This is a genomic window from Ferruginibacter albus, from assembly GCF_020042285.1.
Classification (GTDB): Bacteria; Bacteroidota; Bacteroidia; order Chitinophagales; family Chitinophagaceae; genus Ferruginibacter; species Ferruginibacter albus.
Window position 1 is genome coordinate 981,671 of record NZ_CP083388.1, and the last position, 26,141, is coordinate 1,007,811.

General features: G+C 36.9%; 19 protein-coding genes. 4 read left to right on the forward strand and 15 right to left on the reverse strand.

Features of this window, described 5'->3' with window-relative positions:
• Window positions 1-3 precede the first annotated feature (3 nt).
• Window positions 4-411, forward strand: a complete 408-nt coding sequence (locus K9M53_RS04390) for a hypothetical protein (protein WP_224018374.1) — start codon at window positions 4-6, stop codon at window positions 409-411.
• Window positions 412-419: 8 nt separating this feature from the next.
• On the opposite strand, the gene K9M53_RS04395 is transcribed toward K9M53_RS04390, so the two are convergent.
• The 5 genes from K9M53_RS04395 to K9M53_RS04415 form a co-directional block, all read right to left on the reverse strand.
• On the reverse strand, window positions 420-1,721 hold the full coding sequence (locus K9M53_RS04395) for a bifunctional folylpolyglutamate synthase/dihydrofolate synthase (RefSeq protein ID WP_224018376.1): 1,302 nt from the start codon (window positions 1,719-1,721) through the stop codon (window positions 420-422).
• A 25-nt stretch (window positions 1,722-1,746) separates the two neighbouring features.
• A complete protein-coding gene (locus K9M53_RS04400) occupies window positions 1,747-2,589 on the reverse strand; it encodes a hypothetical protein (RefSeq protein WP_224018378.1) in 843 nt (280 codons plus the stop codon).
• Window positions 2,590-2,672: 83 nt separating this feature from the next.
• Window positions 2,673-3,332 (reverse strand): YggS family pyridoxal phosphate-dependent enzyme, encoded by a 660-nt coding sequence (locus K9M53_RS04405; RefSeq protein ID WP_224018380.1) that lies wholly within the window; start codon window positions 3,330-3,332, stop codon window positions 2,673-2,675.
• Window positions 3,333-3,392: 60 nt separating this feature from the next.
• On the reverse strand, window positions 3,393-4,547 hold the full coding sequence (locus K9M53_RS04410; RefSeq protein WP_224018382.1) for an acyl-CoA dehydrogenase family protein: 1,155 nt from the start codon (window positions 4,545-4,547) through the stop codon (window positions 3,393-3,395).
• Between the two features lie 52 nt (window positions 4,548-4,599).
• The gene (locus K9M53_RS04415) at window positions 4,600-5,820 is read right to left on the reverse strand and encodes a cation:proton antiporter (RefSeq protein ID WP_224018384.1); all 1,221 of its coding nucleotides are present in this window, start codon (window positions 5,818-5,820) and stop codon (window positions 4,600-4,602) included.
• A gap of 132 nt (window positions 5,821-5,952) precedes the next feature.
• Here K9M53_RS04415 and K9M53_RS04420 point away from each other — a divergent pair, with 132 nt between their 5' ends.
• Complete coding sequence (locus K9M53_RS04420; RefSeq protein WP_224018386.1) at window positions 5,953-7,296, forward strand: exonuclease domain-containing protein; 1,344 nt, start codon at window positions 5,953-5,955, stop codon at window positions 7,294-7,296.
• Window positions 7,297-7,354: 58 nt separating this feature from the next.
• Here the strand turns inward: K9M53_RS04420 and K9M53_RS04425 are convergent, their stop codons facing one another.
• From K9M53_RS04425 to K9M53_RS04470, 10 genes are all read right to left on the reverse strand, one after another.
• A complete protein-coding gene (locus K9M53_RS04425) occupies window positions 7,355-7,888 on the reverse strand; it encodes a porin family protein (protein WP_224018388.1) in 534 nt (177 codons plus the stop codon).
• 111 nt (window positions 7,889-7,999) lie between these two features.
• Window positions 8,000-8,644, reverse strand: coding sequence for a leucyl/phenylalanyl-tRNA--protein transferase (gene aat / locus K9M53_RS04430; RefSeq protein WP_224018389.1), 645 nt, complete (start codon window positions 8,642-8,644; stop codon window positions 8,000-8,002).
• Between the two features lie 50 nt (window positions 8,645-8,694).
• Window positions 8,695-8,985, reverse strand: a complete 291-nt coding sequence (locus K9M53_RS04435) for an ATP-dependent Clp protease adaptor ClpS (RefSeq protein ID WP_224018390.1) — start codon at window positions 8,983-8,985, stop codon at window positions 8,695-8,697.
• Between the two features lie 68 nt (window positions 8,986-9,053).
• The gene (locus tag K9M53_RS04440) at window positions 9,054-10,202 is read right to left on the reverse strand and encodes a glycosyltransferase (RefSeq protein WP_224018391.1); all 1,149 of its coding nucleotides are present in this window, start codon (window positions 10,200-10,202) and stop codon (window positions 9,054-9,056) included.
• A gap of 46 nt (window positions 10,203-10,248) precedes the next feature.
• Entirely contained in the window at window positions 10,249-11,496 is a 1,248-nt protein-coding gene (locus K9M53_RS04445) for a glycosyltransferase (RefSeq protein ID WP_224018392.1), read from the reverse strand.
• 53 nt (window positions 11,497-11,549) lie between these two features.
• Complete coding sequence (locus tag K9M53_RS04450; RefSeq protein WP_224018393.1) at window positions 11,550-12,680, reverse strand: glycosyltransferase family 4 protein; 1,131 nt, start codon at window positions 12,678-12,680, stop codon at window positions 11,550-11,552.
• 124 nt (window positions 12,681-12,804) lie between these two features.
• Entirely contained in the window at window positions 12,805-13,719 is a 915-nt protein-coding gene (locus tag K9M53_RS04455; RefSeq protein WP_224018394.1) for a glycosyltransferase family 2 protein, read from the reverse strand.
• 23 nt (window positions 13,720-13,742) lie between these two features.
• Entirely contained in the window at window positions 13,743-14,858 is a 1,116-nt protein-coding gene (locus tag K9M53_RS04460; RefSeq protein WP_224018395.1) for a sugar transferase, read from the reverse strand.
• Between the two features lie 111 nt (window positions 14,859-14,969).
• Window positions 14,970-15,395 carry a response regulator gene (locus K9M53_RS04465; protein WP_224018397.1) on the reverse strand — a complete coding sequence of 142 codons (426 nt, stop codon included), beginning with the start codon at window positions 15,393-15,395 and terminating at the stop codon, window positions 14,970-14,972.
• 441 nt (window positions 15,396-15,836) lie between these two features.
• Window positions 15,837-17,021 carry a glycosyltransferase family 2 protein gene (locus tag K9M53_RS04470; protein ID WP_224018399.1) on the reverse strand — a complete coding sequence of 395 codons (1,185 nt, stop codon included), beginning with the start codon at window positions 17,019-17,021 and terminating at the stop codon, window positions 15,837-15,839.
• A gap of 315 nt (window positions 17,022-17,336) precedes the next feature.
• Here K9M53_RS04470 and K9M53_RS04475 point away from each other — a divergent pair, with 315 nt between their 5' ends.
• Both K9M53_RS04475 and K9M53_RS04480 read left to right on the forward strand, forming a co-directional pair.
• Window positions 17,337-24,290, forward strand: a complete 6,954-nt coding sequence (locus K9M53_RS04475; RefSeq protein WP_224018401.1) for a fibronectin type III domain-containing protein — start codon at window positions 17,337-17,339, stop codon at window positions 24,288-24,290.
• A gap of 542 nt (window positions 24,291-24,832) precedes the next feature.
• Entirely contained in the window at window positions 24,833-26,101 is a 1,269-nt protein-coding gene (locus tag K9M53_RS04480) for a T9SS type A sorting domain-containing protein (protein WP_224018403.1), read from the forward strand.
• Window positions 26,102-26,141 lie beyond the last annotated feature (40 nt).

A 26,141-nucleotide genomic window follows, 5' to 3' on the forward strand; every position in this document is an offset into this window, starting at 1 on the left:
AAAATGAAAAGGATCATTCTGATCATATTAGCCTTGGTAGGGTTATTGTTTTTGATCAAGGATTGCAACGATACTTCCAGGAAGATCATCAATAATGCTATACAGGATCAAAAGTATATTACTGCTGTCATTGATTCAGAATGGGTAACCATCTTTGATAAGCACTCTTACAAATATTCCTTTTATATCGATTCCGTAAAATATACCGGCATTGCCAAAGCCGATCTTGATAAAAACAAAGGAGATTCTATTGTTGTTTGTTATTCTGTTAAAAATCCGGCCGCTAATTTTTACTACGATAAAAATGATAAAAGCTATACCTTCTCTTTATTTGATGTGTTCGTTGCGCTTATCCTTATTTTGATCATCGTGCTGTATGTAAGAAGATCAAAACAAAAAGCAACGAAATAAATTCGGGATTAATTATTTACTTCTCCCACTAAAAAAACACTTCCGCAAACAACGATCAGGTCTTTCTCATTCGCTTTTTGTTTGGCAGCTTTAAGAGCATCGTTTACATTTTCAAAACGATCGCCTTGTAAACGATAGATGGCAGCTTTTTGCTGAAGTTCTTCTGCCGGCAATGCCCTTGGAATATGCGAATGTGTAAAATAGTAATTAGCTTCTTTAGGAAACAATTGTAATACGGCATCTACGTCTTTATCTTTTACAAAACCCATTACAAAATGTAATTGTGCATCTGTATGTTGTAATATATAGTTTGCGCTTTGCGATACGATCTGGCGTACACCATTCTCATTATGGCCAACATCCAAAATAATAATTGGCTTGTCCTGTATCACTTCCCAGCGTCCATGTAAGCCCGTTAGTTTTTTTACATTGGCTAACGCAAACTTTTCTGCTTCACTGCTGATTATAAAGCCTTGTTGTAATAATATTTCTTCGGCGCTTAATACGGTTAATAAATTATTTACCTGGTAAGCACCTGTAAGATCTAAAGCAAATATTTCTTTATTCCTATTATTACTGTCTTCAACGCTTAATGATAAAAGCTCTAGCTTAAATTGAAGATCAGAAGTATTGAATTTGTCTTGTGCAAAATAGATGGGGGCTTTTTCTTCTTCCGCTTTTTTTAGAAAAACAGGTTTTGTTTCATCTACATATTCTCCAATAACAACAGGAATGTTTTTTTTGATGATGCCCGCTTTCTCAAATGCAATTTTTTCAAGCGTATTCCCTAAAATATTGGTATGATCGTAACCAATATTAGTAATAACAGATAGAATAGGAGTGATAACATTGGTGCTATCCAATCTGCCGCCTAATCCTGTTTCAATAATAGCAATGTCTACTTTCTCCAATGCAAAATATTCAAAAGCCATTGCAACTGTTAACTCAAAAAATGAAGGCTGTATGCTTTCACTGAGAGCTTTTGTTCTTTCAACAAAATCAACAATAAATTCTTTGGAAATAAATTCACCATTTATTTTAATCCGTTCTCTAAAATCTTTTAAATGTGGCGATGTATATAATCCTGTTTTATATCCAGCCTGTTGCAATATAGCTGCCAGCATATGACTGGTAGAGCCTTTGCCGTTGGTGCCGGCAATATGAATACTTTTGAACTTATGCTGAGGATTATCTAATGCTTTGCAAATAGCAATGGTATTGTGTAAATCTTCTTTATAAGCTGCAGCGCCAATACGACTGAACATTGGCAATTGAGAATAGAGATGATCAAGCGTTTGCTCGTAATTCATTTATCGAAATTAAATAAAAGGAAAATTAATTTACTGTGAAATTGAACTGCACCGTTATGGTTGATTCATGATCTGCTTTGTCAAATTGGATCTGGGAAAGCTTTTGAGCAATTGAAACAGCATATGCTTTATTTCTTGACGATGAATTTTTATCAAAGCCAATAAAAGTTCCTTTACCGGCAGCGGATACTTTAATGATAGCGTTAATGGTATTTTTAGGAAGATCGTCCTTAAAAGAATAATAACGAATAATTTTTCTATCCCCCTTTATGATTTTTGTGCCTCCTAAAGTTCCGGTTGAAACGCCTGCATCGCCCTTACTATTTGGATCATTTCCTTGATTACGAAATCCATTATCTTCATTAGCGCCATTACCATTTCCCTTTCCGGGGCCATTATATGGCTGAATCAAAGGCTTTTTTGGTTTGAGAGTAGGATTGGGTGTAGGAATAGTACTCTTTGTAGGTTTTTTAACTGCAGGAGAGCTAACTATACTTGTTGAATTCAGTTTAGTTTTTGCTGCCTTGGTAACAGGTGCTTCATCTTTATTATTACTTTCATCTGCATCTATGTTATCACTTTGGGCAGGTGCATCGGGTGCTGCGGCTGCTTTCTGTGGCACATCTTCTGTTGCCTGTTGTTGTGAGGGAGACATCTCACCTTTTATCATGGGCTGCTCTTTCCCCCATCCTTCGTTATCATTTCCTAAATTAACTTCTATCAGATCTTGTACAGGAGCTACAGGAGGAGGCATTGTTTTCCAGCCAATAATAATAGCAAGCAATAAAAGCACGATGCAGATAATAAGCGTATAAATAAACGCTTTCCTGTTCTTTTCTACTTCAAATGTTGCTTCTGCGGCTGTCATGATGTTAACAAAGTTATTTTATTAAACGTAAAAGATGCATAATCATGCAAAAATCCATTGCTTAGGCAAAAGTTTTAACAAATTTATTTTTGGTATTCACGCTCTCCGAATAACAAGCTCCCTATACGAACCATATTGGTTCCTTCGTGTAAAGCTTCATGATAATCACTGCTCATGCCCATGCTTAAGATGGTGAATCGTGAATCATGGATCGTCAAAGTATGATAAAGGTTTTTTAAATGATGGAACTCTGCTCTTGCTTTGCGCATATCATTAGTGAAGGAAGCCATCCCCATTAATCCTTTTACAGATACATTTTTGAACGCTGGTAATTGCGGAATGATCGCTTGCAGTTCATGGTCGCTTAATCCGAATTTGGTTTCTTCTTTGGCGATATAAACCTGCAATAACAAATCAATGATTCTATTCGCTTTTTCGGCTTGCTTATCTATTTCTTTTAATAAGCTTATGCTATCTATTGCATGTATCAAGTGAATAAAAGGCGCAATAAATTTTACTTTATTACTTTGCAGGTGACCAATAAAATGCCAGCGAATGTCTTTAGGCAATTGAGCTTGCTTATCTACCAGTTCCTGAACATAATTTTCTCCAAAGTCTCTGTGACCCAGATCGTACAATGCTTTGATGTCTTCAACAGGTTTGGTCTTGGAAACGGCTACCAATGTGGCTTTACCTTCCAGCTCTTCTTTTATTTGATTGTATTTTTCTAAGTTGATGCTCATTTTTGTGGATGTCAATTCATTGATTATAACTTATTGCACGAATTTTAATTAGTGTAATCGCTATTTCAATATCGCCCTGCTAATAACAATTCGCTGCACTTCACTTGTGCCTTCATATATCTGTGTAATTTTAGCGTCACGCATTAAACGTTCTACATGGTATTCTTTTACATAACCGTAACCGCCATGAATTTGCACCGCTTCAGTAGTAACCCACATAGCAGTTTCTGATGCATATACTTTTGCCATGCTGCTGCTAAGTGCATAATCTTTATGTTGATCTTTTTCCCATGCAGCTTTTAAGCATAACAAGCGGGAGGCTTCAATTCGGGTAGCCATATCGGACAGTTTGAATTGAATGATCTGGTGATCTTTTATTTCCTTGCCAAATGATCTGCGCTGTTTGCTGTAAGCAACAGCACGTTCATAAGCGCCGCCTGCAATACCTAGTGCCTGCGATGCAATGCCGATACGCCCTCCGGCCAAGGTCTTCATAGCAAAGCTAAATCCAAAGCCTTCAGCGCCGATCCTGTTTTCTTTGGGAACTTTTACATCAGTGAAAGATATGCTATGTGTATCGCTACCCCGGATGCCCATCTTATTTTCTTTAGCACCCACTGTTATACCCGGCCAATTTTTTTCAACGATAAAGGTATTAATACCATGACTGCCTTTTGTTGCATCGGTTTGTGCCATTACAAGATATACAGAGGCGCTATTTCCATTAGTTATCCAGTTTTTAACACCGTTCAATAAATAATGATCACCTTTATCTTCGGCAACCGTGTGTTGAGAGGTAGCATCGCTTCCAGCTTCCGGCTCGCTTAATAGAAAGGCGCCGATATATAGTTCATCGCCTTTTTTCCCTTGCGCTAAAGGAGTAAGATATTTTTGTTTTTGTTCTTCTGTTCCAAATTCCTGCAAGCCATAACAAACTAAGCTGTTATTAACGCTCATGCATACACTAACACTTGCATCTATCTTGCTTATCTCTTCCATTGCCAATACGTAACTGATAGCGTCCATACCACTGCCTCCATACTCAGGTTTTACCATTAAGCCCATAAAACCCAACTCTGCCAGTTTTACAATTTGCTCTTTAGGAAATTTCTGTAGTTCATCTCTTTCAATTACACCGGGCAAACATTCAGTATTGGCAAAATCCCGGGCAGCTTTTTGGATCATTAAATGTTCTTCTGAAAGTTGAAACAGCATATCGTTCAATTTATAAGTAAGTTAAAAAGAATCGGGCAGTAAAGCTAAATTGCTAAACAGTTTTTGCTAATCTTTCTATAGTCAGTCCTTGTACTATAATACTAAACAACACACAAAAATATGTGGCTATTAAAAGCAGGTTCCTGGTTTCGCTGTCAGGTAAAGACAAAACCATTGCTAATGAAAGTCCTCCGCGTAAGCCACCCCATACGATGATCTTTGCCTCTTTGTTTGTTAGGTTTAATAGACGTGGAAAGATCATGTGAGGAAAGTAAATAATGATGATCCTTGAAATTAAAACAATAAATACAGATATGAACCCAATTAAAATATATCTTGTATTAAAGTCTATAACAATGATGATAAAAGCTATTAATATAAAAAGTACTGCATTGAGTACTACATCTACTAATTCCCAAAATTTATGAAGATACTCCTGGGTCGTATCACTCATAATATGCTGTTTTAAATTGCTCACCATTAAACCCATAACCACCATTGCCAATGGGCCGGAAGTATGCAGGTAATTGCAAAAAGAATAGCCTGCCATTACAAAAGCAATAGTCAATAATATCTCCGTTTCGTAATGATCTATCGATCTTAAAAGCAGATTTAAAAAATATCCTATTGCAAATCCCATTATTATCCCGCCAACAGTTTCCTGTAAAAATAATACTCCAAAATGCAAAAAACTGAATGTTCCGGTTTGTGCTGTAATTAACAAAGAGACAAAAACAACTACACCAATTCCATCGTTAAACAGGCTTTCCCCAAAAATAATGTGTTCTGTTTTTGGAGGAATATTGGCTTTGGTTAAAATTCCTAAAACAGCAATAGGATCCGTTGGTGATATTAAAGCTCCGAAAATTAAACAATAGATAAAGTCTATCGGCACGTTGAACAATTGTGTTACTCCATAAAGACTAACAGCTATTAATAAGGTTGAGAGCAAAATGCCTCCTAATGCAAATATTGTAATTGGCTTTATTTGTTGTTTTAAACTTTGCCAGTTAGTATGAAATGAGCCGGCAAAGAGCAAAAGCCCTAATAAGGCATTGATAATTATTTTATCGATATGAATGAAATGGATATAATTTTTAATTCCTGCAATGTTTACGTTACACCATAGTTTAGAACTGATGATTATTGCCGATAAAATTGTTGACAACAAGAATAGACCAATGACAAAAGGTAATTTAATGAACCGTTGGTTCAGGTATGCAAAACCAGCTGATAAACAGATCAATAAAGTGAACGTGAAATAGATATTCATTATGATTTTAAAATTACTAATTGCAGGCGGGTTTTATCCAAAAGGTTTTTATTTTCTTGCCCGGATTAAGTCAATAAAAATTGCAGGAATATAATTTTTGTGCTAACTAATTTAGCATTAAATTTGTTACCCATGTATGCAATTGTAGATATAGAAACCACAGGAGGCTATGCTTCTGCAAATGGTATTACCGAGATATCTGTTTTTATACACGATGGCGAAAAAGTAGTAAAGCATTTTGAAACGCTCATCAACCCACAACAAATAATTCCACGATATATTACTGCACTTACAGGTATTGATAATTCAATGACGGATGATGCACCGACATTTGAAGAAATTGCGCCGACACTATATGAATTATTGCAAGACAAGATATTTGTAGCGCACAACGTAAATTTTGATTATTCATTCATACGCCATCAATTAAAAGTTTGTGGTTACGATCTGATGATAAGAAAATTATGTACAGTGCGTTTAGGAAGAAAAGTTTTCCCGGGATTACCTTCTTATAGTTTGGGCAATCTTTGCAGATCATTGAATATTGTAATTGAAAACAGGCATCGGGCCGGGGGAGATGCAAAAGCTACCGTTCAACTGTTTGATCATTTGTTGGCAAACGGAGCTATAGCGCATATTGAGCAAATGCTTAAAAAAATTTCATCAGAACAGTGGCTGCCTTTGCATTTAGATAAAAATCAAATTTTGCAATTGCCCGCTACGCCGGGTGTTTATTATTTCCTGGATAATAAAAATAAAGTTGTTTATGTAGGTAAAGCAATCAACTTACGTAAACGGGTAAGCAGCCATTTTACAGTAAATGATGCCGGTAGAAAGCGTCAGAATTTTTTACGCAATGTTCATAAAATATCTCATAAAGAATGTGCGAGCGAATTGGAGGCAATAGTGTTGGAAAGTGTAGAGATAAAGCGATTATGGCCAAAATATAATAAGAGCCAGAAACAGCCCGTTCAAAAGTTTGGGTTGTATTTGTTTGAAGATAACAAAGGTTATCTGCGATTGGCAATTGATAAAAAGAAGAAACATCTGCAGGCGCTTTACTCTTTTAATTTACTGCACGAAGGATTAGTGATGCTGATCAAAATGATAGAAGAGTTTAAGCTGGATAGGAAACTTTGTTTTGTAGATAAAAACCCTTTTACGGAAGAAGAATTAAAATTGTTAGATGCTCCTGTACTGTACAACAAAAAAATAAAGAAGGCAATAACTGCGTTGAACGAGCAATTGCCAACATTTGCAGTGGTTGATGATGGTATTAATGAGGATGAAAAACTTTGTTTATTAATTGAACGCGGAAGTTTCTGGGGAATGGGACATTTACCTGCAGCATCTAAGATTGAAAAGAGCGATGAATTAAAAGCTTTATTAAATCCTTATTCGGACAATGATTATATATGCAACAGTATTTATTCTTTTGTGGAATTGAATCCCGATAAAAAAATAGTTTTACAATAGTTATAAAAAATAAGAACCCGCAATTGCGGGTTCTTATTTTAAAGTTGTATCGGGTCAATTATTTCTTTTTACCGCCACCGAAGTTTTTAGAAATTCCGAAAGTAGCTCCGCTTCCAAAGCTAAGTCCGAATGTGCTGCTTTTTGCACCAGAAGCACCTACACTGCTATAACCTAAGCTACCAAAACCGAAGTTAAGAGCTAAGCCATTGTGTACATTTACACCGATTGCAGGCCAAATTTTAGCACCAAAGCCATTTACTGAATTACCATAACTTGTATAGGTAGCATCAAACTGACCATATACAGAGAAGATATCAGATAAAGGTTTTGCATAACGAATGAAAGGTCCAACACCAAATACCGTTGGTTGATCTGTTACAGTTTCAACATTAAAGTTCAAACCTGCAGTCCAATTGTCATTGAACTGGTAACCGATACCAGGAGTTAAATTAAAAGATGTTGTACCATCTCCTACAGGAGGAGTAGTGCTTGTAAAGCCTACGTTACCATACAATAAAATGCTTCCTTTTTGTGCATTAGCAGAGAAAGCAGCGCTCATTAAAATAAGAGACGCAAATAGCAATTTTTTCATTTTCATTTCTTTTAGTTGGGCGCAAATTTACGATGCGATGCATTTTAAAAAAAATTTTTATTCTAATGAATGGTTAATATAACAGCAACGCATACCTTTTTTTGATAAATGTTAAGTAGAAAGATATACTAATGACATAAAGTCATTTCTGTTGACCATTCTTGCTCCAAGGCTTTCTAAATGCGGAGTATATACCTGACAATCAATTAAACAAACATTTTCTTTTTTTAAATGTTGTACATACCTGATGAACGCAAACTTGCTTGTATTGGGCATTTTACTAAACATGCTTTCACCAAAAAATATTTTTCCTAATCGTATTCCATATAAGCCGCCAACTAATTCATTGTTATACCAGGTTTCTGCAGAATGGGCATAGCCTTGTTCATGCAATTTAGTGTATGCGTCAACGATAGGTTTGCTTATCCATGTTCCTTCTTGTTCTTTTCTTTTAATACTTTGACAGTTGGTAACTACCTGTTTAAAATCTTTATTAATGGTAAAAGAGAAATTATTTTTCTTTAGAACATTCCGCATGCTTTTACTGATCTTTAATTCATTTGGGAATAAAACAAAACGAGGATCAGGGCACCACCATTGAATGGGCTCATCTTCATTATACCAGGGGAAGATACCGTTCTTATAGGCTAATAATAAGCGCTCAATACTCAGATCTCCGCCGATAGCCAGCAAGCCATCTTCTTCTGCAGATGATACGTCGGGAAATTCAAATGAAGTAGGAGAGAGGATAATCATTAGTAGAGAAGTTAAATAATCAGCTGTAACTTCTAATGTTACATCAAAAATTAAACAAGCATTTCAACTGTAGCGCCAATACCTCTTTCGGTAATGGCATCGCACATTGGTTTTAATATATCATAGCTATCTTGTTTAACAGCATATTGACCTTTTGTATGAATGATCATCGCACATTGTTCTGCCTGGTATTCGTCATGACCACAAATATCCATTAATGTTTCAATTACCCATTCAAACGTGTTCACTTCATCATTCCATACAATCAATGCGCAAGGGTCCTGCGTAAGCGTATCTGTGATAGCATCTTCCAGCAATTTTATGTGAGGAGCTGTGGGCATTGTGCCACAAATTTAAAGGAAAAATATCTCACAGAGATAAGGAGTGTACAGAGAAAATCTGCCACGGATCATTTGTTTTTTTCCAGAGAAGTTATAATGTCTGAGAATTGATCGACACGATGATACCAGGTGTTTGGCTTCGCTACTTCCATGCGTATTGCTTTTTTTTCGATGGAGTCATTGGTTAATTCAGCAACAATAAAGTTTTGAAACATTTCTTTATCATCGGCAATACTGATCACATTTTTAAATTCATCGAGGTAACTAAAGTTGGTGCTTACAACCGGTAAACCTGCTGCAAGATATTCGTTGATTTTTAAAGGATAAATACCTTTATTGAACTCATTAATAGCAAATGGAATGATCCCTAAAGAAAAATTCTTTACATAATCGGGCAATTCTTCTAATTTTTTTGCACCGACAAGCTTTACGTTATTGTATTGGCTTAACAATTGTTCACCCTGCTTGTCTACTATTCTTCCTACAAAAACAAAATCAACATCGGGTAATTGTTTTGCTGCATACGCTAACAATTCATAATCCAATCTTTCATCAATGCTACCAATATAGCCTACTGTTTTTTTACTGCTGATAGCGGGATTGTAAGCTTTGTTGAATAATTCGATATTAGCAGCGTTCTTTACTAAAAAGCAAGAGCGGCAAAATTCTTTTTTCTTTTCGTATAACCCTTGTGATGTAACAATAGTGGCATCCGCAATTTGCATGAACGCTTTCTCCAGCCATTCGCCATGTTTTTTTAGCCAGGTAGCAGCGCCTATTTCATCGTAACAATGATAGATCAATGTTTTTTCATTCAGCATTCTTTTATTCACTATTCCCAAGCCCGGGCTGAATGCATTTACATTGACAAGTTCGTTGGTCATATTTAATTTGCGCAACCAACGTTTGGTACTTCTTCTTATCAACCATCCATTAAATTTTAAAAGCTGGTTATAAATAAAACCCTTTGGTAAAAAATTGATAGTGAGAATAACGGGAGGTGTTAGTACGTAAACGTCTGCCTTATCACTTACTTTTAATTTACGAACCCTGTTTGTTAGTCCAAATGCTCTTTTAAATGGAATGTTCTTTTTGCCCGTAATACCTTCTACGATCTCTTTTATGGTATAGGCATTGTCAACATACAATACGTTATTTTGCTCCGCAAACACTTTCATCAATTCCGCAATGGTTTTTGCGTAATCACTTTCCCACATGATGTTTGAGAAGCAGACGATATTTCTGTTGGTGAGCATTAATTAACTAACCTTTTACCTGTTCTATTTCTTTGTGATAAGAATGTTGTGTAGCCACATGTTTTCTTGCATTTCTTAGTTTTAATAAAGACAACACCTGTAAGAAAACAAATTTCGGGATGTGTATCAAAGCCTGGTAAATGCGCTTATCTGTTTTTGAGTTTAGCAGTGCGATAAAAAATCCTGCAACAAAAACGGCTAATATACCGCACCAGATAAACGTTGCACTTATACTAATAAAAATATTTGCAATAGCGATCAATGCAGCCAATATTAATGAGATGAACATTGGTGGGCGTATCAGCATAAACCCATATACTATCTGATTGAAGTTAAATCGCATCAATCCTCTGCCTAAAACAGCAAAGCCGAATTTGTAAAAGCGAAACCACGATTTATTCCATCTTGCACGTTGCTTAACCAATTGTTCCGATTTAGCAATCTTTTCATCATATACCAACACGTTTTCTGCAAAAGCAATGCGAAGGTCTTGTAATAAAATCTCTTTCTGCAATATCTTATCAAAACCCCAGCCGCATTCTAAAATATCTTTTCTTCTTGCTTCTATCTGTTTGCGTAGTTTTTCATCAGCTCCGGCAACTGCAGGATCATGCTCCAAACATTGTCTGTACAAGTCAACATCAAATGCCATTCCTGAGCCGGAAAGCATAGAAGAAGAACCGATGTTGAATAAAACTTTTCTATCGTAAAACAAATAATATAATTCGTTGGTAGCATCAATGCAGGCATAGATGGTATCCAGGTTTTTAGCTGCACGTACGCCTTGCACCGCTTTGTATCCCGCATTAAAATATACGTTCATCTCATGCAGGTAATTCGGTTCAACTAAATTATCACTGTCAATGATGGTAATGATATCGTGCTTTCTTTTAAAGTTATCCATTGCATAAAAATGCGAACGTGCCTGGCTTGCCAACACCTGTTCAGGCTGTAATAAAATTACTCTGGGGTCGGGAGGAAATGGAGTTACTTCTTTACAATCATCTGCTACTACATAGATCAAATACTTATCGTAATCTAGTTTTAATAAAGATTGTAAAACAAAAGGAATATTACCAGTGTCTTTGTAGGCTGTTAATATGATCGCATAATCCGGTAATTTGTCATCGATCGCCTGCGGAGTTTTTTTTCCTTTAATTAAGTATAGTAAATAAGACAGGAATGGAAACACTAATTGTGCTGCCAGGAATAATTGAAATAATATCCAAACAATATATACTAATTTCAAAAGCATTCTTTTTTGTTTTACTAGCGGGACTGAGCTATTGCTCTGACCACTGAGCATCGTTAAGTAACACTAAGTTCTTTATAAATACTCAATGTTTTTTCGGCTGCTTCTTTCCAGGTAAACCGGGCTGCGTTTAAAAAGCCTTTTTCCTTTTGGTTGCCGTACAGCAATGGATCGCTTAATAAACGCTCAATTCCCGAAAAAATTTCATCCGCATTAGCCGGATCTACCAATAAAGCTGCTCCGCCGGCAATTTCAGGCAGGGCAGAGGTATTAGATGTGATCACCGGCGTGCCGCATGCCATTGCTTCAATTACCGGCATACCAAAGCTTTCCCTGTGCGATGGATATAAAAATACAGTAGCCAGGTTGTACAAAAACGGTACATCATTAAAAACCACGTAATCCAATACTTGTATTTTATTGATAAGGGTTGGATCGCCGATCTCATTCAGCCAGTTGGTGATGTATTCTCTTTTGCAATCCGTTAATACTAATGGCAAGCTATCTTTGTTTGAAGCTACATATTTGCTATACGCTTTTAATACACCGATGGTATTTTTTTTAGGTGCTGTATTGGCAAAATGAAGAATGAATTTTTCAGGAAGTTTGTATTGGATCTTAAAACGGGACAGCGTATCGTTATCTGTTATTACATTAAATTGAGGATTAACAGCATTATAAACTACTCTGATTTTTTCTTCTGCTAATTTCAATCTGTCAGCAATAACTTTTTTCTCGTATTCCGATACTGTGATTACGAGCTTCGCTTTTTTTGCCACACGAGGTACAATGAATCTTCTGTACAGATTGCCAAAGTTTTGATACGATGAACCGGAAAAATTTACCGATTCCATGTAAATAACATCGTGTATGGTTATCACCATTGGCACTTTACAAAATAATGGAGCTGTGTTGGCTGTGCAGTGTAATAGATCAGGCTTGATCTTATTTACTATTGCAGGTAATTTTTGTTGTTCCCAAATTGGGTAAGATGAATCGGGTATTTTATGAATGGAAAAATTATTGGTTGCTTCAATACATTGATCATCTTCATCATTCTTTGCAAGAACAATATATTTATTAGTAGTGTCTATCTTTTGCAATTGGCGAATAATTTCCAACGCAACTATTTCCATGCCGTGTTTTTTACGACGAAATAAACGTTGAGCTTCTATGCCAATTGTCATTTGTTGTGTTTTAGTGATCGAACGCAGGTCATTATGATGTTGATGATCTTTAAGGACTTTCTTAAGAAGTCATAATAATCTATAAGATCAGCGTTCTATGTTTTCAAATTTAATTCAAATGCGGTTATGCTGTAGAATATTTGGATCTTGTAAGGTTCCAGGAAACTCCTTTTAAATATGCTTTTAAAAAAACAAATTGCCTGCGAACGATATAACTTATAATTGCTTTTGGCATTGCCAAAAAAGTAAAGCAAAACAGAAACGCCATGAACTGTAAAAAGTTAGTGTTGCGGCGCATATATAAAATTCTGTTTCTGCTTAAATAATACACTTTTAAAGGACTGTTCTTTCCTACTGAAAGAGACTCTTTATGATAGATCAATCCTTTTGCCTGGTAATAAATAGTATAACCTGCTTTTAATATCCTGCTGCTCCAATCCCATTCTTCATAGTAAACAAAAAAATTATCAGGGAACATTCCTACTTTATCTATCACATCTTTACTTACCATCATGGCACAACCATGAGCGCCGTACGTGTAGCGGCTTGTATCATATTGTCCTTTGTCTTCTTCTTTATCTCCAATTGCAGTTGTTCTTCCCGTGTATAAGTTCATGGGATTAAAACCTGCATATTGAATTACGTTAGGATGACTGAAGTAACGGATCTTAGGACAAGTAACTCCAATGCTTTTATCAATTAAAAAGGGCTCTAATAAAACATTTAACAGATCAGGAGTAACTTCTGTATCATTGTTCACTATAAATATATAATCGCCTTTCGCTTGTTTCATTCCCCAATTATTACCTCCGGCGAAACCTAAGTTTTTACCGGCCAATAATAATTTAGTATTAGGATAATTGCCTGCTGAAATTTGTTCAGTTGGATCAATATCGGATGCCATATCGCAAACCAATATTTCGTAATTTTTGTAAAGCAGATTACGGGTACTTTCCAAAAAATCGCAGGTAACAGCAGTCTGGTTCCAGTTGAGCGTAATAATAGATATTAACGGCTCTGTTGTTTGCACAGCAGTCATGTTAAATTGCTTTTAGTGCAAACTTAAACATTTGATTTTTGGAAAAGCGCAGTAGGAGTCTTCAACATTATCATGAGGTCAACCCGTAAGCTGTGGTTTCTTGCATAATCAATATCCAGCGCCATTCTTTCTTCCACGCTCATTTCTTCTTTACCTCTTTTAGATACCTGCCATAAGCCGGTAATACCTGCGGGTGCCATAAAACGTTCTGACCATTCATTGGTGGTAAGGGTAATGCCCTCGTACAATGGTAAAGGACGATTGCCAACAATGCTCATATCTCCTTTTAATACATTGAACAACTGCGGAAGTTCATCTAAGCTTGTATTGCGTAAAAATGTTCCAATCTTTGTTATACGTGGATCATTTTTTAACTTAAAAAACGATGGTGCATTTTCTGTTGTTTCATATTGATTTTGCCCGGCTAATTCACTTAATTTTTTATCCGCATCCGGGATCATGGTACGGAATTTATAAAATTTAAAGATCTTAAATCCGCGACCTGCTCTGCTGGCACTATAAAATATAGGTCCTCTCGATTCAATTCTGATCGCAATAGCGATAATGATAAATAATGGTAAGAAAAATAATATAGCAATCAAGGAAACAGCAATATCAAAGATCCTTTTTCCGATATGTGTTTTTGCGTTGCTTAATTTAAACGTATCTAATTCTTTATGAAATTTTTCGTGCACGACAGGTTTTGTTAAATAAGCATTGGCTTTTTTCAAAAACTTTGCCTTTTCGTGCAAGCGTGTGCAATAGCTTTCTATTTTAACCACATCATCTATCTGGCGCAACGATTTTATTTCATTTAAATGTTGAACCGGAATGTATGATTCATTATAGATCACCGGGATCCTTGTTTCGAATGATGCTTTTATCCAGGAAGTAAATTCAGCTATATCCTTACTGTTGTAAGGTATATCCAGGATGATAAGATCAGGCAATTCCCTGCTGCTTATTTTGCCTTCCGATAAAAATTCCCGGGCAGTAAAAAGATTTTTAGAAATATATGATTCGTTGTACAGCGATAAGCATTTTTTAGTTTTGCTTAATGCATTACCTATGTACAAAAAAGATTTTTTTACATCCGTAGTTTCAATAGTAGTAGCTCCTGCTTCATTATTCACTAACATAACACATGAGTTTATGGTTAAAAATTCGTGCGGCCGTCTTCTCAAGGGATGAGGATAGATCGAATAGGATGCAGGAAATGCGGAGGTTTAGAGGATAGTTGGTTGTTCGGGTTAGAACATATTCAAATTGTTAAACAATTTTCTTTTTTGATGTATTACATCGGGTCGTCCTTTAGATAATAACTGTTCTGTTTTATTATATAAATAAACCGGATCAAATGGCTTGGTTAAAAAATCATTTGCACCTAATTCCATGCAAACGTTCTTAAGCTCTTCATCATTTTCTGCCGAAAGCACTATTACATGTACATTTTTAAAAATTGAACTTGTACTAATGTGTTCCAGCATTTCCAGGTTCTCGGAACCGATACCAGGAATATCTATTACTATTAAGTCAGGATCAAATCCTGTGTTGATCATTTGTATTGCCTTAAAGTTGTCTTCTACCGCATGTACCAAAAACTTTTCGGCGAATAGCGTGGTGATCAAATATCTTAATGGTTTACTTCCATCGATTGCTAAAATTGACCTTTTCATAAACTACGTTCGAAATTTTAAGTTTTCAATCTGTCTTTAAAAAGGCATTACATAGGGTTAAAGAAATACAGAAGGCATAAAACTCAACTGTCTAAGCGGTTTTGTGGATGATGGAAGTGTTTTATACACTTATAATGCTGACAAGTTTAGCGTAAAGGACTCGTTTAAAGGGTGATCAAGGATTGAACTTTGTGAGAGGGGGTATATTGATAATCAACGTAAAAATAGTCTCCATTTTTTAAAATTCAAAATTTATCTTGATAAATATCAGAAAATTATTAAAAAACAACCACGAATTAAAGAAAAAAGATTATTGAAAAAATTGATTTTTTTTATTGCAGACAGGTGATTGTAAGTATGCTATAGATAAAAATTTATGTTGATATTTATCATAAAAAAAATAAAAAAGATATAGAAGCCAAAAAATAATCTTAACTGCGTTTATACCTTCCGGTTAGCTTTTTCCCACAACACCGTTTGCTTTTTATTTAAGAATCTGCCTAAACCCAGGTATAAGGCAACATTCATAAAAACAAAATAATACGGAACATACAGCGCTTTAATTTTAGTGTTGCGCAAAGCCATTAACCAGCCTGTTGTGGCAGCCACATAAAACAGGCATTGTGCTGCTAACAGGGCTGTATATACAATACCGGCATGATGAATATATAGAAGAATATTAAAAATAAATATCAGCGGCAATAAGAACGGGCACACACACCAGCGCAATACCCGATGCGAAATATATTGAAAGGAGAGCTTACCATATTTAAAAATATTAAGCAGGTCTTTAAGCATCATCACCGACTGAAACCCGCCCGCGCTTATTCGGATCTTTCTTTTTTGTTCATCTTTCATGGTCATGGAAGGGGCTTCTGTAGCAAATGCCCGGGGTTCATACATAACCTTGTATCCTTTCTGACATATTCTTAATGAAATGATGAAATCATCCAGCAGCACATTGCCGGGCACGTGCTCATAAAGAGCTGTCCGTACAGAAAATAATTCTCCGGCAGCGCCCACAACAGTGTAAAACTCGGCATCCAGCTTTTTTAAAAAAGATTCATATTTCCAGTATAAACCTTCACCGGCGCCTGCTGCATTTTGTTTTTCAGAAGCATCCACCACCTTCTTTTCTCCTGCAACGGCTCCAATGTTTTCATTTTGGTAATGCTTGATGATTTCTCTTACACAATCCGTATTTAGTAAAGTATTGGCATCGGAAAATATGATGTAGGGTGTGGTTACATATGGTATGGCACGGTTTACAGCAGCAATTTTTCCTTCCCGTTCCGGTTTATATAATAATGTAATGGAAGGATATTCTTTTATAATGTCCGGCGTTTTATCGTTTGATCCATCTGCAACAAATAATAATTTTAATTTATCCACAGGATAATTCAATGCAAAGGTGTTCTCAATTTTTTTGCGGATGAAAGCTTCTTCGTTATAAGTGGCTACTATTAAGGTAACTTCAGGTTCAAAAGCTTTTTCAGCAGGAATAGCTTTCTTTTTCTTAAATAAGGATATGATTTTAAGATATATCCAAAGCACAATGCCATAGCCGATGTAGCTATAAAAAACAATAAAAAGCGATATCCAGAAAAATAGTTTCAGCAGTAACATGCTTTCAAAAATAAGTGTAAAAAGAATTTTGTTATTAATATTTTTTCATGACAATGTGAATAAGTAGAATTATTTTTTGATATTTATTAATCAATATTTTGGCTTTTTAAATTATTTGTATATTTTTACGCCATCTTTAATCCCTCATTGTAGACATTATAGGTCTAATACCTCCTAGAGAAATCATCCCAATACTGAATTACATCACTTCCAATTCCTGTTTACAACACAACAGTTAACGAATCGCCTCAAGAATTCACATTCCTTGCAAATTGCCTTTGAATTAATTCGTGATTAATTATTTAAACCATTAAAATGAAAAAATTTTTATTTACTCTACTTGCCTTTGCCGCAATGTGTTTTGCTAATTACTCTGCTAAAGCACAGGCTGGAGTTTTTGACCCTTCTGATGCTGACCAGGTATTTACAGCTTCAAATAAACCGGCAGCACCGGCTTATGGCAAAGTTGCCAAATGGGGGCATACAAAAACCTATACATGGGGCACTTATGCCAATGGGTATAAGTCTTACTATTATAATGGTATGGCTTTCCGTCTTAAGTTTCCTAAATCATATACGGGTACTGCCGATGGAAAAATATATCCTGTGTATGTGTTCTTACACGGCTTGGGAGAGTTAGGCACTATTTACGATAATGAGTTACAATTATTACATGGCGGGCAGTTACATGCCCAGGCAGTAGATAATGGAAGTTTTGATGGTTTCTTAATATACCCGCAAAGTACAAGCGGCTGGTTACAACCTTATACTCCACTGTTATACAACATAGTGGATTCTTTGATAAAATATAACAAAGCAGATGCTGACAGGGTGATCTTTGAAGGGTTGTCCGGCGGTGGACAGGCTTGTTGGGATCTGATGCAGAGCAGCACTTATATGCAAAAAACTGCGGCATTGGTAACCATCTCTGCAGCAAAAAAAGATGACATACCATATATGTCAAATGGTATCACATTACCAATTTGGGAAACAAATGGTGGATTGGATAATGATCCTTCACCGGACCTGGCACAAACAGTAATAGATTCTTTCACCAGCAAAGGTGGTTATATCATACACGGATTTTATCCAAACTCTGCACACAGCACCTGGGATCCTTTATGGGCTGAAGCAAGTTATTATCCGTTCTTAAATGCAGCACACAAAGCAAATCCATTAGTATATTTTCAACGTACACAATTCTGTGCAAGCGATCCTATCAATGTTAAGTTAGGCATACAAGCCGGCTTCAACGCATATCAATGGAGAAAAGACAGTGTTGTGATCAATTCAGCGACTTCTAATACGTTACAAGTAACGGCATACGGTAAATACCAGGCAAGATTCAGAAGAACAGCTACCGGTGCCTGGTCGGCATGGTCTCCAATACCGGTTATCATTTCTCAAAAAACAGCTACGGTAACACCACCAATACAAGTAAGTGGTTTAGCAAGTAATGTGTTACCTGCTCCTGATGGCAGCACTACTGTTCCTATTACAGTTCCAAATACATATGCAAGTTATGAATGGCATAAAGTAGATAATGGTGATGTGGTAGTTGGTACAAGCGCTATTTATAATGCAGCAGTTGGTCAATATAAAGTAAGAGTGACAGAACAATATGGTTGCAGCAGTAATTTCTCTCCTGTGTATTCTGTTATTTCAGCAAGCGGTGCAAATGCTCCTGACAAAGCAACTAACTTAACTGCATTGGCATTATCCAGCACTTCTGTTGAATTGGATTGGAGTAATAATCCTAATCCTGCTTATAACGAAACTGCTTTTGAAGTATACAGAAGCACTACATCGGGCAGCAATTATAAAATGGTTGCTATTACAGGCGCCGATGTATTAACAGATTTGGAAACAGGCTTAACTCCAAATACAAAATATTATTACATCGTTCGTGCAATAAATAATAACGGCGCATCTGCAGTAAGCAATGAAATAAGTGTTACTACTAAATCGGATGTTACTGCACCTACCGCACCTACCAATTTAACAGTAACCGGTACCACACGCAGTACAGTTTCTTTATCATGGGGTGAATCATCGGATGATGTAGGTGTTTACAAATATGATATCTATGTAAACGGAACAAAAGTTTACTCAACTTCTAATACAACCTTTACGGTTGCAAACTTAACAGCATTACAAACGTATGCGTTCACAGTAAAAGCAAGAGACCTTACAGGTAATTTATCACCTGCCAGCAACCAGGTTTCTGCGCCGGCTGCGTTGTCAGGGCTTACTTATGAATATTATCAAGGAGCCTGGACTTCTTTACCTGACTTCAATGCATTACTTCCTTTCTCAACAGGTACAACAGCAAACGTAACGTTAGCTCCTGCAACACAATCAACCAACTTCGGCTTTTTGTGGCAGGGATTTATTAAAATACCTGCTGCCGGAACATATACATTTGAAACCAATTCAGATGACGGAAGTAAATTATACATCGGTCAATACAGTTATTCTGCAACACCGGTTGTAAATAATGATGGTGCACATAGTGCCGGTTCAAAAACAGGTACTATTACATTATCTGCAGGTATATACCCAATTGCCATTGCATACTTTAATGCAACAGGCGGTGGCAGCATACAGGTTTACTGGAAATCATCTTCTATTGCACGCCAGTTGATACCGGACAATGCATTTAGTGATGCAGTAACACCGGGTGCAGCTCCTGCTAAACCAAGCGCTATTACAATAACTCCAACTGCTTACAATAGCATTAACGTTGGTTGGACAGATAACAGTAATAACGAAACAGGATTTGAAGTATCACGTTCTACAAGTCGTTTAGGTATTTATATTCCAATTGGAACAACTGCAGCTAATGCAACCAGCTTTGTTGATTCAGTAGGATTATCACCTGTTACACAATACTGGTATAAGATAAGAGCTATTAATAATAATGGAGCTTCTGATTATGTAAGTAATTTAAAGGCAGCGTGGTTGTTCAATAATGACCTGACCGATGCTACCAATAACGGATATACGCTTACAGGAAGCGGCAGCCCAACTTATTCTACTGATAAAGTAGAAGGGGCTAATGCTGTTTCATTGAACGGAAGCTCACAATACGCTAATATAAACAATGGCACTACTTTCCCAAGCGATAGCTACACAACACGTACAGTAAGTGTTTGGATCAAACCTACTGCTGCTACCATTGCTGCCGCCAATAAGATCGTTTATGAATTAGGCGGCGCTGATAATGGGTTGGCATTACGTTTCAACAGCGGTGCATTACAGGCAGGAATTGCAGGTAACAGTAACCGTTATACAGCAGTTGTGAATACTGTTGCTACCAATGCAAATTGGGTAAGCAACGGATGGAACCATGTAGTAGTAGTGTATAATGTAAATTCATTACAATTATATTTGAATGGAGTGTTGAAAGCAACTACCAGCTTAGGTATTTCTTCTGTAGGTGCTTCAACAGTGGGTTCACGTGTAGGTGCTACCAATGGTGCAAACGCATTTAACTCAAGCACATCTTCTACCAACTACGGTGGTTTGATCGATGATCTGGAAATCATCGGTGAAGCATTAAACACTGCGGATATCACTGCATTAAAGAATGGTACGTATACAGCGGGCACTACATTAGCATTACCTGCTGTACCAACAGCACCTTCTGCATTAAATGCACAAGCGGTATCATCAACAAAGATCAATTTATCATTTACAGATAACAGCAATAACGAAACAGGATTTGAGATCTATCGTTCAGTAGTAAATGCTACCAGCTTTAAACTAGCTGCAACATTGAATGCAGGAGTTACTTCTTATGCAGACAGTAACCTGTTTGCTAACACCAATTACTACTATAAAGTAAGAGCGATCGGTGTTGGTGGTGCTTCGGCATTTACTGCAAATGCAGGAACAGTAACATTGAACAATAGACCTGTAATTACAGATATCAACAGCTTTGCTGTTAGATACGGCACTTCTACTACTATTAATATCAGTGCTGCAGATGCAGATGCAGATCCGATCACCTTCACTACAGTAAGTGTGCCTTCATTTGCTACATTTACTCCGGGTGCAAACGGAACTGCTACTTTACAAATAAATCCTGCTACTGCAAGTGCAAATGGCACTTATGCTATTTCCATCATTGCAAATGATAACCATTCAGGTGCTGATACAACAACATTTACTTTAACCGTAAATGCGAATTATGTACCGGCTCCAAGCGCCGTTGCTAATCAAACAGTAGCAGAAGGAAGTGCATTAACTGTACCGGTAAGTGCAACAGATGTTGATGGCAATGCTTCATTGGTTTGGTCGTTAACTTCTGCTCCTGCGTTTGCAAGCATAGGGGCTACTACCAATGGTGCTGCAACTATCAGCTTTAATCCTAATTATGCAACTGCAGGTACATATGCAATAACTGCTACCGTTACTGATGGTGCAGGAGGTGTTGCAACTACAACCTTTACAGTAACTGTAACAGATGTAGCGCCACCTTCAGAAAAGATCTATACGGACATGCGTTATACTACGCCTAATGCACCGGCACCATGGAATAATATCAGCGGTGTTACAACAACCGGCTTGAAAAACAGCTTAGGTCAAACAACTACCGTTGGTTTACAATTCTTAGGAACTCCATGGAATGCAGGTAATGCAAGCAACTCAACCGGTAATAATTCAGGTGTTTATCCTGATGCTGCTATTGCAGACTACTTCTGGTTTGGTGCATATGGTGCTCCTGAAACAATTACCTTCAACGTTACAGGATTAACTCCGGCTTCTAAGTACAACCTTACTTTCTATTCAGGTTCTACATGGCAGGGAGCGGGTCCAAACGGAACAACCATATTTACGATCAACGGAGTATCTAAATCGATCTATACAAATTATAACTTACAAACAACAGCAACATTCAGCAGTCAAAGTCCTGATGCTTCAGGTACAATAGCTGTTACTATGAGCAAAGATGTGAACACACCTTACGGCATGGTAAATACTATTGTGATCGAAAAACAATTTGATGACTTTACTGCACCTGCGTTACCAACAAACCTTACTGCACAGGTATTAAGCAGCGGTAATGTTCAATTGCGCTGGAAAGATGTTGCATATAACGAAAACAATTATTTAGTATCACGTGCAACAGATGCAAACGGACCTTACACTGTATTGAATGCCGGTGCAGCCAATGCAAATGATACTACGTATACAGATGCAACTGTACAAGGCAATGCTACTTACTACTATAAGCTGGAAGCTACCAACCAATATGGTTCATCGGGCTTAACAGCAGCAGTATCTGCAACAACTATTAATAAAGCACCTGTATTACCTGCTCTTGCTGATGTGCAATTGAAAGGTGGTGCAAGCACCGTATTGAACATCACTGCTACAGATGATGCAAGCAATACATTGGTAACATCTGTTACAGGATTGCCATCGTTTGCTACTTACCAGGCATTGGGTAACGGAACGGGTAAGATAACTTTCACTCCAAGTGTTGATGACCTGGGTGGTTACAAAAATGTAGTGGTGAAGGTTACGGATAATTTTGGTGCAAGCGTTGCCGATACATTTAATGTGAACGTGATCGATAGCTCACTTCGCACAGTGTATATCAAGTTTGATGCACAAAATGCAAAACCACAGGCTAAGCCATGGAACAATTACTTATCATATCCTTTTGCAAACAATCCTTTAAGCAACTTAACGGACGATGCAAATAACAATACCGGCTTCAGCATTAAATTAAATAATGCATGGGTAAACAACCTGAGCTTTGGTATGATAACAGGAGACAACAGTGGTATTGCTCCGGATAATGTATTGTTGGGTAATATTGAAGTGGATGATAACACTCCACGTGTAGTAGAAATAGACGGCTTGAATCCTGCTAAGAAATACGATGTAGGTTTCGTGAGCAGTTTGGATGCAGGTGATGATGCAACTGCTACGTATGCAAGCGGCGGCAAGACCATTACCTTCAACGGAATGTATAACAGCAATGCAATGCCTTATTTGAATGGCTTAACACCAACGGCATCAGGTGCTATTTTGATCACTTGTACCAAGGCAGCTTCTGCAAGATACATGACACTGAATGGTATGCAGATACACGAATACAATGCATCTACTACTCCTGTTCGTCCGTTCAATTTATTTGCTGAATCGATCTTGGACAGCAGCAAAGTAAAATTAACATGGAGCGACAGAAGTGATAGTGAATCAGGATTCCAGGTTTACCGTGCTACTGCACCTGCCGGTCCTTATACGTTGGTAACAACTACCGGTCAGAATGCTACTACCTATACAGTAACAGGATTAGCATCTAACACGAGATACTACTTTAAAGTAAGAGCTATGAACGGCGCTATCGCCAGTAACTATTCAAATATTGCTACTAAGATCTTGTCGAACAAAACAGTGTTGATCAACCTGAACTTTAATGCAGCACAAAACCAGGCAGCTCCATGGAACAATACCAACGGTCCATCTACCGAAGGGGCAACGTTCAGCAATTTATTAGATAATACCGGCTTGAACAGCGGTGTTGAAATGATCATTACCAAAGAATTGAATGGTGCAGGCTTTGCCGGTTCTACTTCAACAACAGGTGTATTGCCTGCAAACGTAATGACCAGCAATTACTGGACAGATGCCGGACAAACATCTGAAGTTAAATTCGACAACTTAGACGTTCGTAAAAAATATCGTATCGGTATTTTCGGTAGTGCGATCAACTACGGATACTTCTTTGGTAACTATAGCTGCAATGGTAAAAAGGTTCAGTTGAACAGCTATAACAACAGTACTAAAATTGTTTACCTGGATAACTTAACACCAAGTGCAGACGGTGAATTGTATGTTGATATCAATACAGAAGCCGGTTATCCATATACATTTACCAGTGCGTTCATGATCGAATCGTATGATGATGCATCAACGTTTGTTCCTGTAGTGTTGAACAGGGCGGCTGTTCCGGTGGCTGATGTAAATGCAGCTATTGAAAGAGCTACTGTGGATGCGAATGTATATCCAACATTGTTCACCAATAAATTAACAGTAGAATTGAACGATGCTACTGCAGGCAAAGCCGCAATATCATTGTTCGATATAAATGGTAGATTGGTTTACCAGGGTACTATTGTTAAAGGAACCGGAAAACAAGTTTCTGATATTATATTGCCGAATGCGTCTGCTTTAAGAATTGGTAATTACATTATCAATGTTAAATTAGAAAACAAGCTAAGCAAGTCATTAGTGTTAATGAAAGTAAACTAGAAAAACCGTATATTATAAGAGAGGGTTGGCAGTAATAGCCAACCCTTTTTTATTATAAAGTATTTAAGGTTAAAACAAATCCATCTACATCAATACAGGCTTATAGGCTTTGCATAGGTTTGTTGTCGTAGAAACATTACTACACATAGTGTTGGGCTTCTCTTACTTTATCATCTTGCGGGCAGCGCTATCTTGCACTCACAAATTATAACTGAACCCACAAAGATATTATACCCGAAAGCCTATAGACCCTTACTGCCCATTAAGTTTTTGATCTGTTCTTTATAAAACATAACCTCCTCTGTTTTAGAAGAAAAAATTAAAGCAGCTTCTATAAAGAAGCTGTTTTTTTATGCACTTATCCGGAGAGCCTTTAAAATATACGCTTCATTTTTCCTTCACAGCGGGCTGCATAACGGATGACTTTCTTTAAAAGAATCTTGTTGATATAAAATAAGAAATCCATCATGGCTATTTTATCAGGTTATAAAATCAAGTAAACTGCATTAGTAATCTTATTGTAAACGTTTAAATTTTTAATTATGGCTCTGGACAATTTGATCAGTATTGAAATTACTGATGAACAAATGAAAACGATCAACGATGCATTAACTATTATTGAAGATGCGTTGGCTGCTCAATTAGTAAACCTTACTCCTAAGCAACGACAATCGCATGCAAGGGTTCGGTATGAAATGGAAATATGGGTACAAAAGGCAAATAGTTATATGGACAATAATCCGCCGCTCGTTCCTAACTATATTGATATAGACGAAAACCGTAAAGATCTCTCCGCACACACCAAGCTCAATCCATTCATTGATCGAATAGAAAAGCTGTTACAAAGTGTTTTAGATACCAATCTTTTATTGGGCACAGATCTGTATAATAATGCCATGAGTTTTTATCGCAGTTTAAAAATGGCAGCCCGTTCCAATGCCACCTGTAACAATGGTAGATGCGATACATCAATAATAGTATTGAACGCACCAATGCCTACGCCGGATACTGTTACAGTTAAAGCAAGCTGTCCGAATTGTGCGGTAAATGTATGTGCAGTGGTAAATGATGTAGATACAACAGGCGGCGCTACCTATGATACCTGTGGTATACCAACAGGTTATTCTGCCAGCAGCATAAGCGAAAGCGGTTGCATGACCTTTACTCCGGATGGAACAGTAACCAGCACACAAACTACCTGTATCATTACCTGTAACAATGGAAGGTGTGACACCTCTATAGTGATCTTACTTCGACCAAAAGATAATGTAATGCCGATAACATTTACATTAGTAAAAGCAATCCCTGAGCAAAACAATATGGTTACTGTACAATGGAATGTTGAGAACCAGGTAAACATATCAAGCTATGTAATAGAGAAAAGTACTGATGGTATTCATTATAATAATGTAGCTAGAATTACAGCAACTGAAACAAACACTTATACCTGGAAAGATAATAATGCAAGCGGTAATAACTATTATCGTATTATATCAGTAGAGGTTAATGGTAGAAAAGAATATAGCAATATAGTGAAAGCATCTTTATCCAAAAATGAGTATATAAAAGTGTTAGATAGAATACAGGCAAATGGTACTATGCAATTGAAATTTAATAGCATGGCTCCGGGCAACTACCGGGTTATCTTATTCAATGATATAGGTCAGTTATTTTCTCAGAGGGAAATTAGCTTTGGAGGAGGTACTGCGATAGTTCAAATACAATTAAATACAATTTTAACAAAAGGGATTTACATGCTAAAAATTCAACAACCTAATGGAAAAATTACGACAGAAAAGATCAGGAATTAAAGAATGAGCAAATAATAAGTAAGATAAGAAGCCGCTTTTT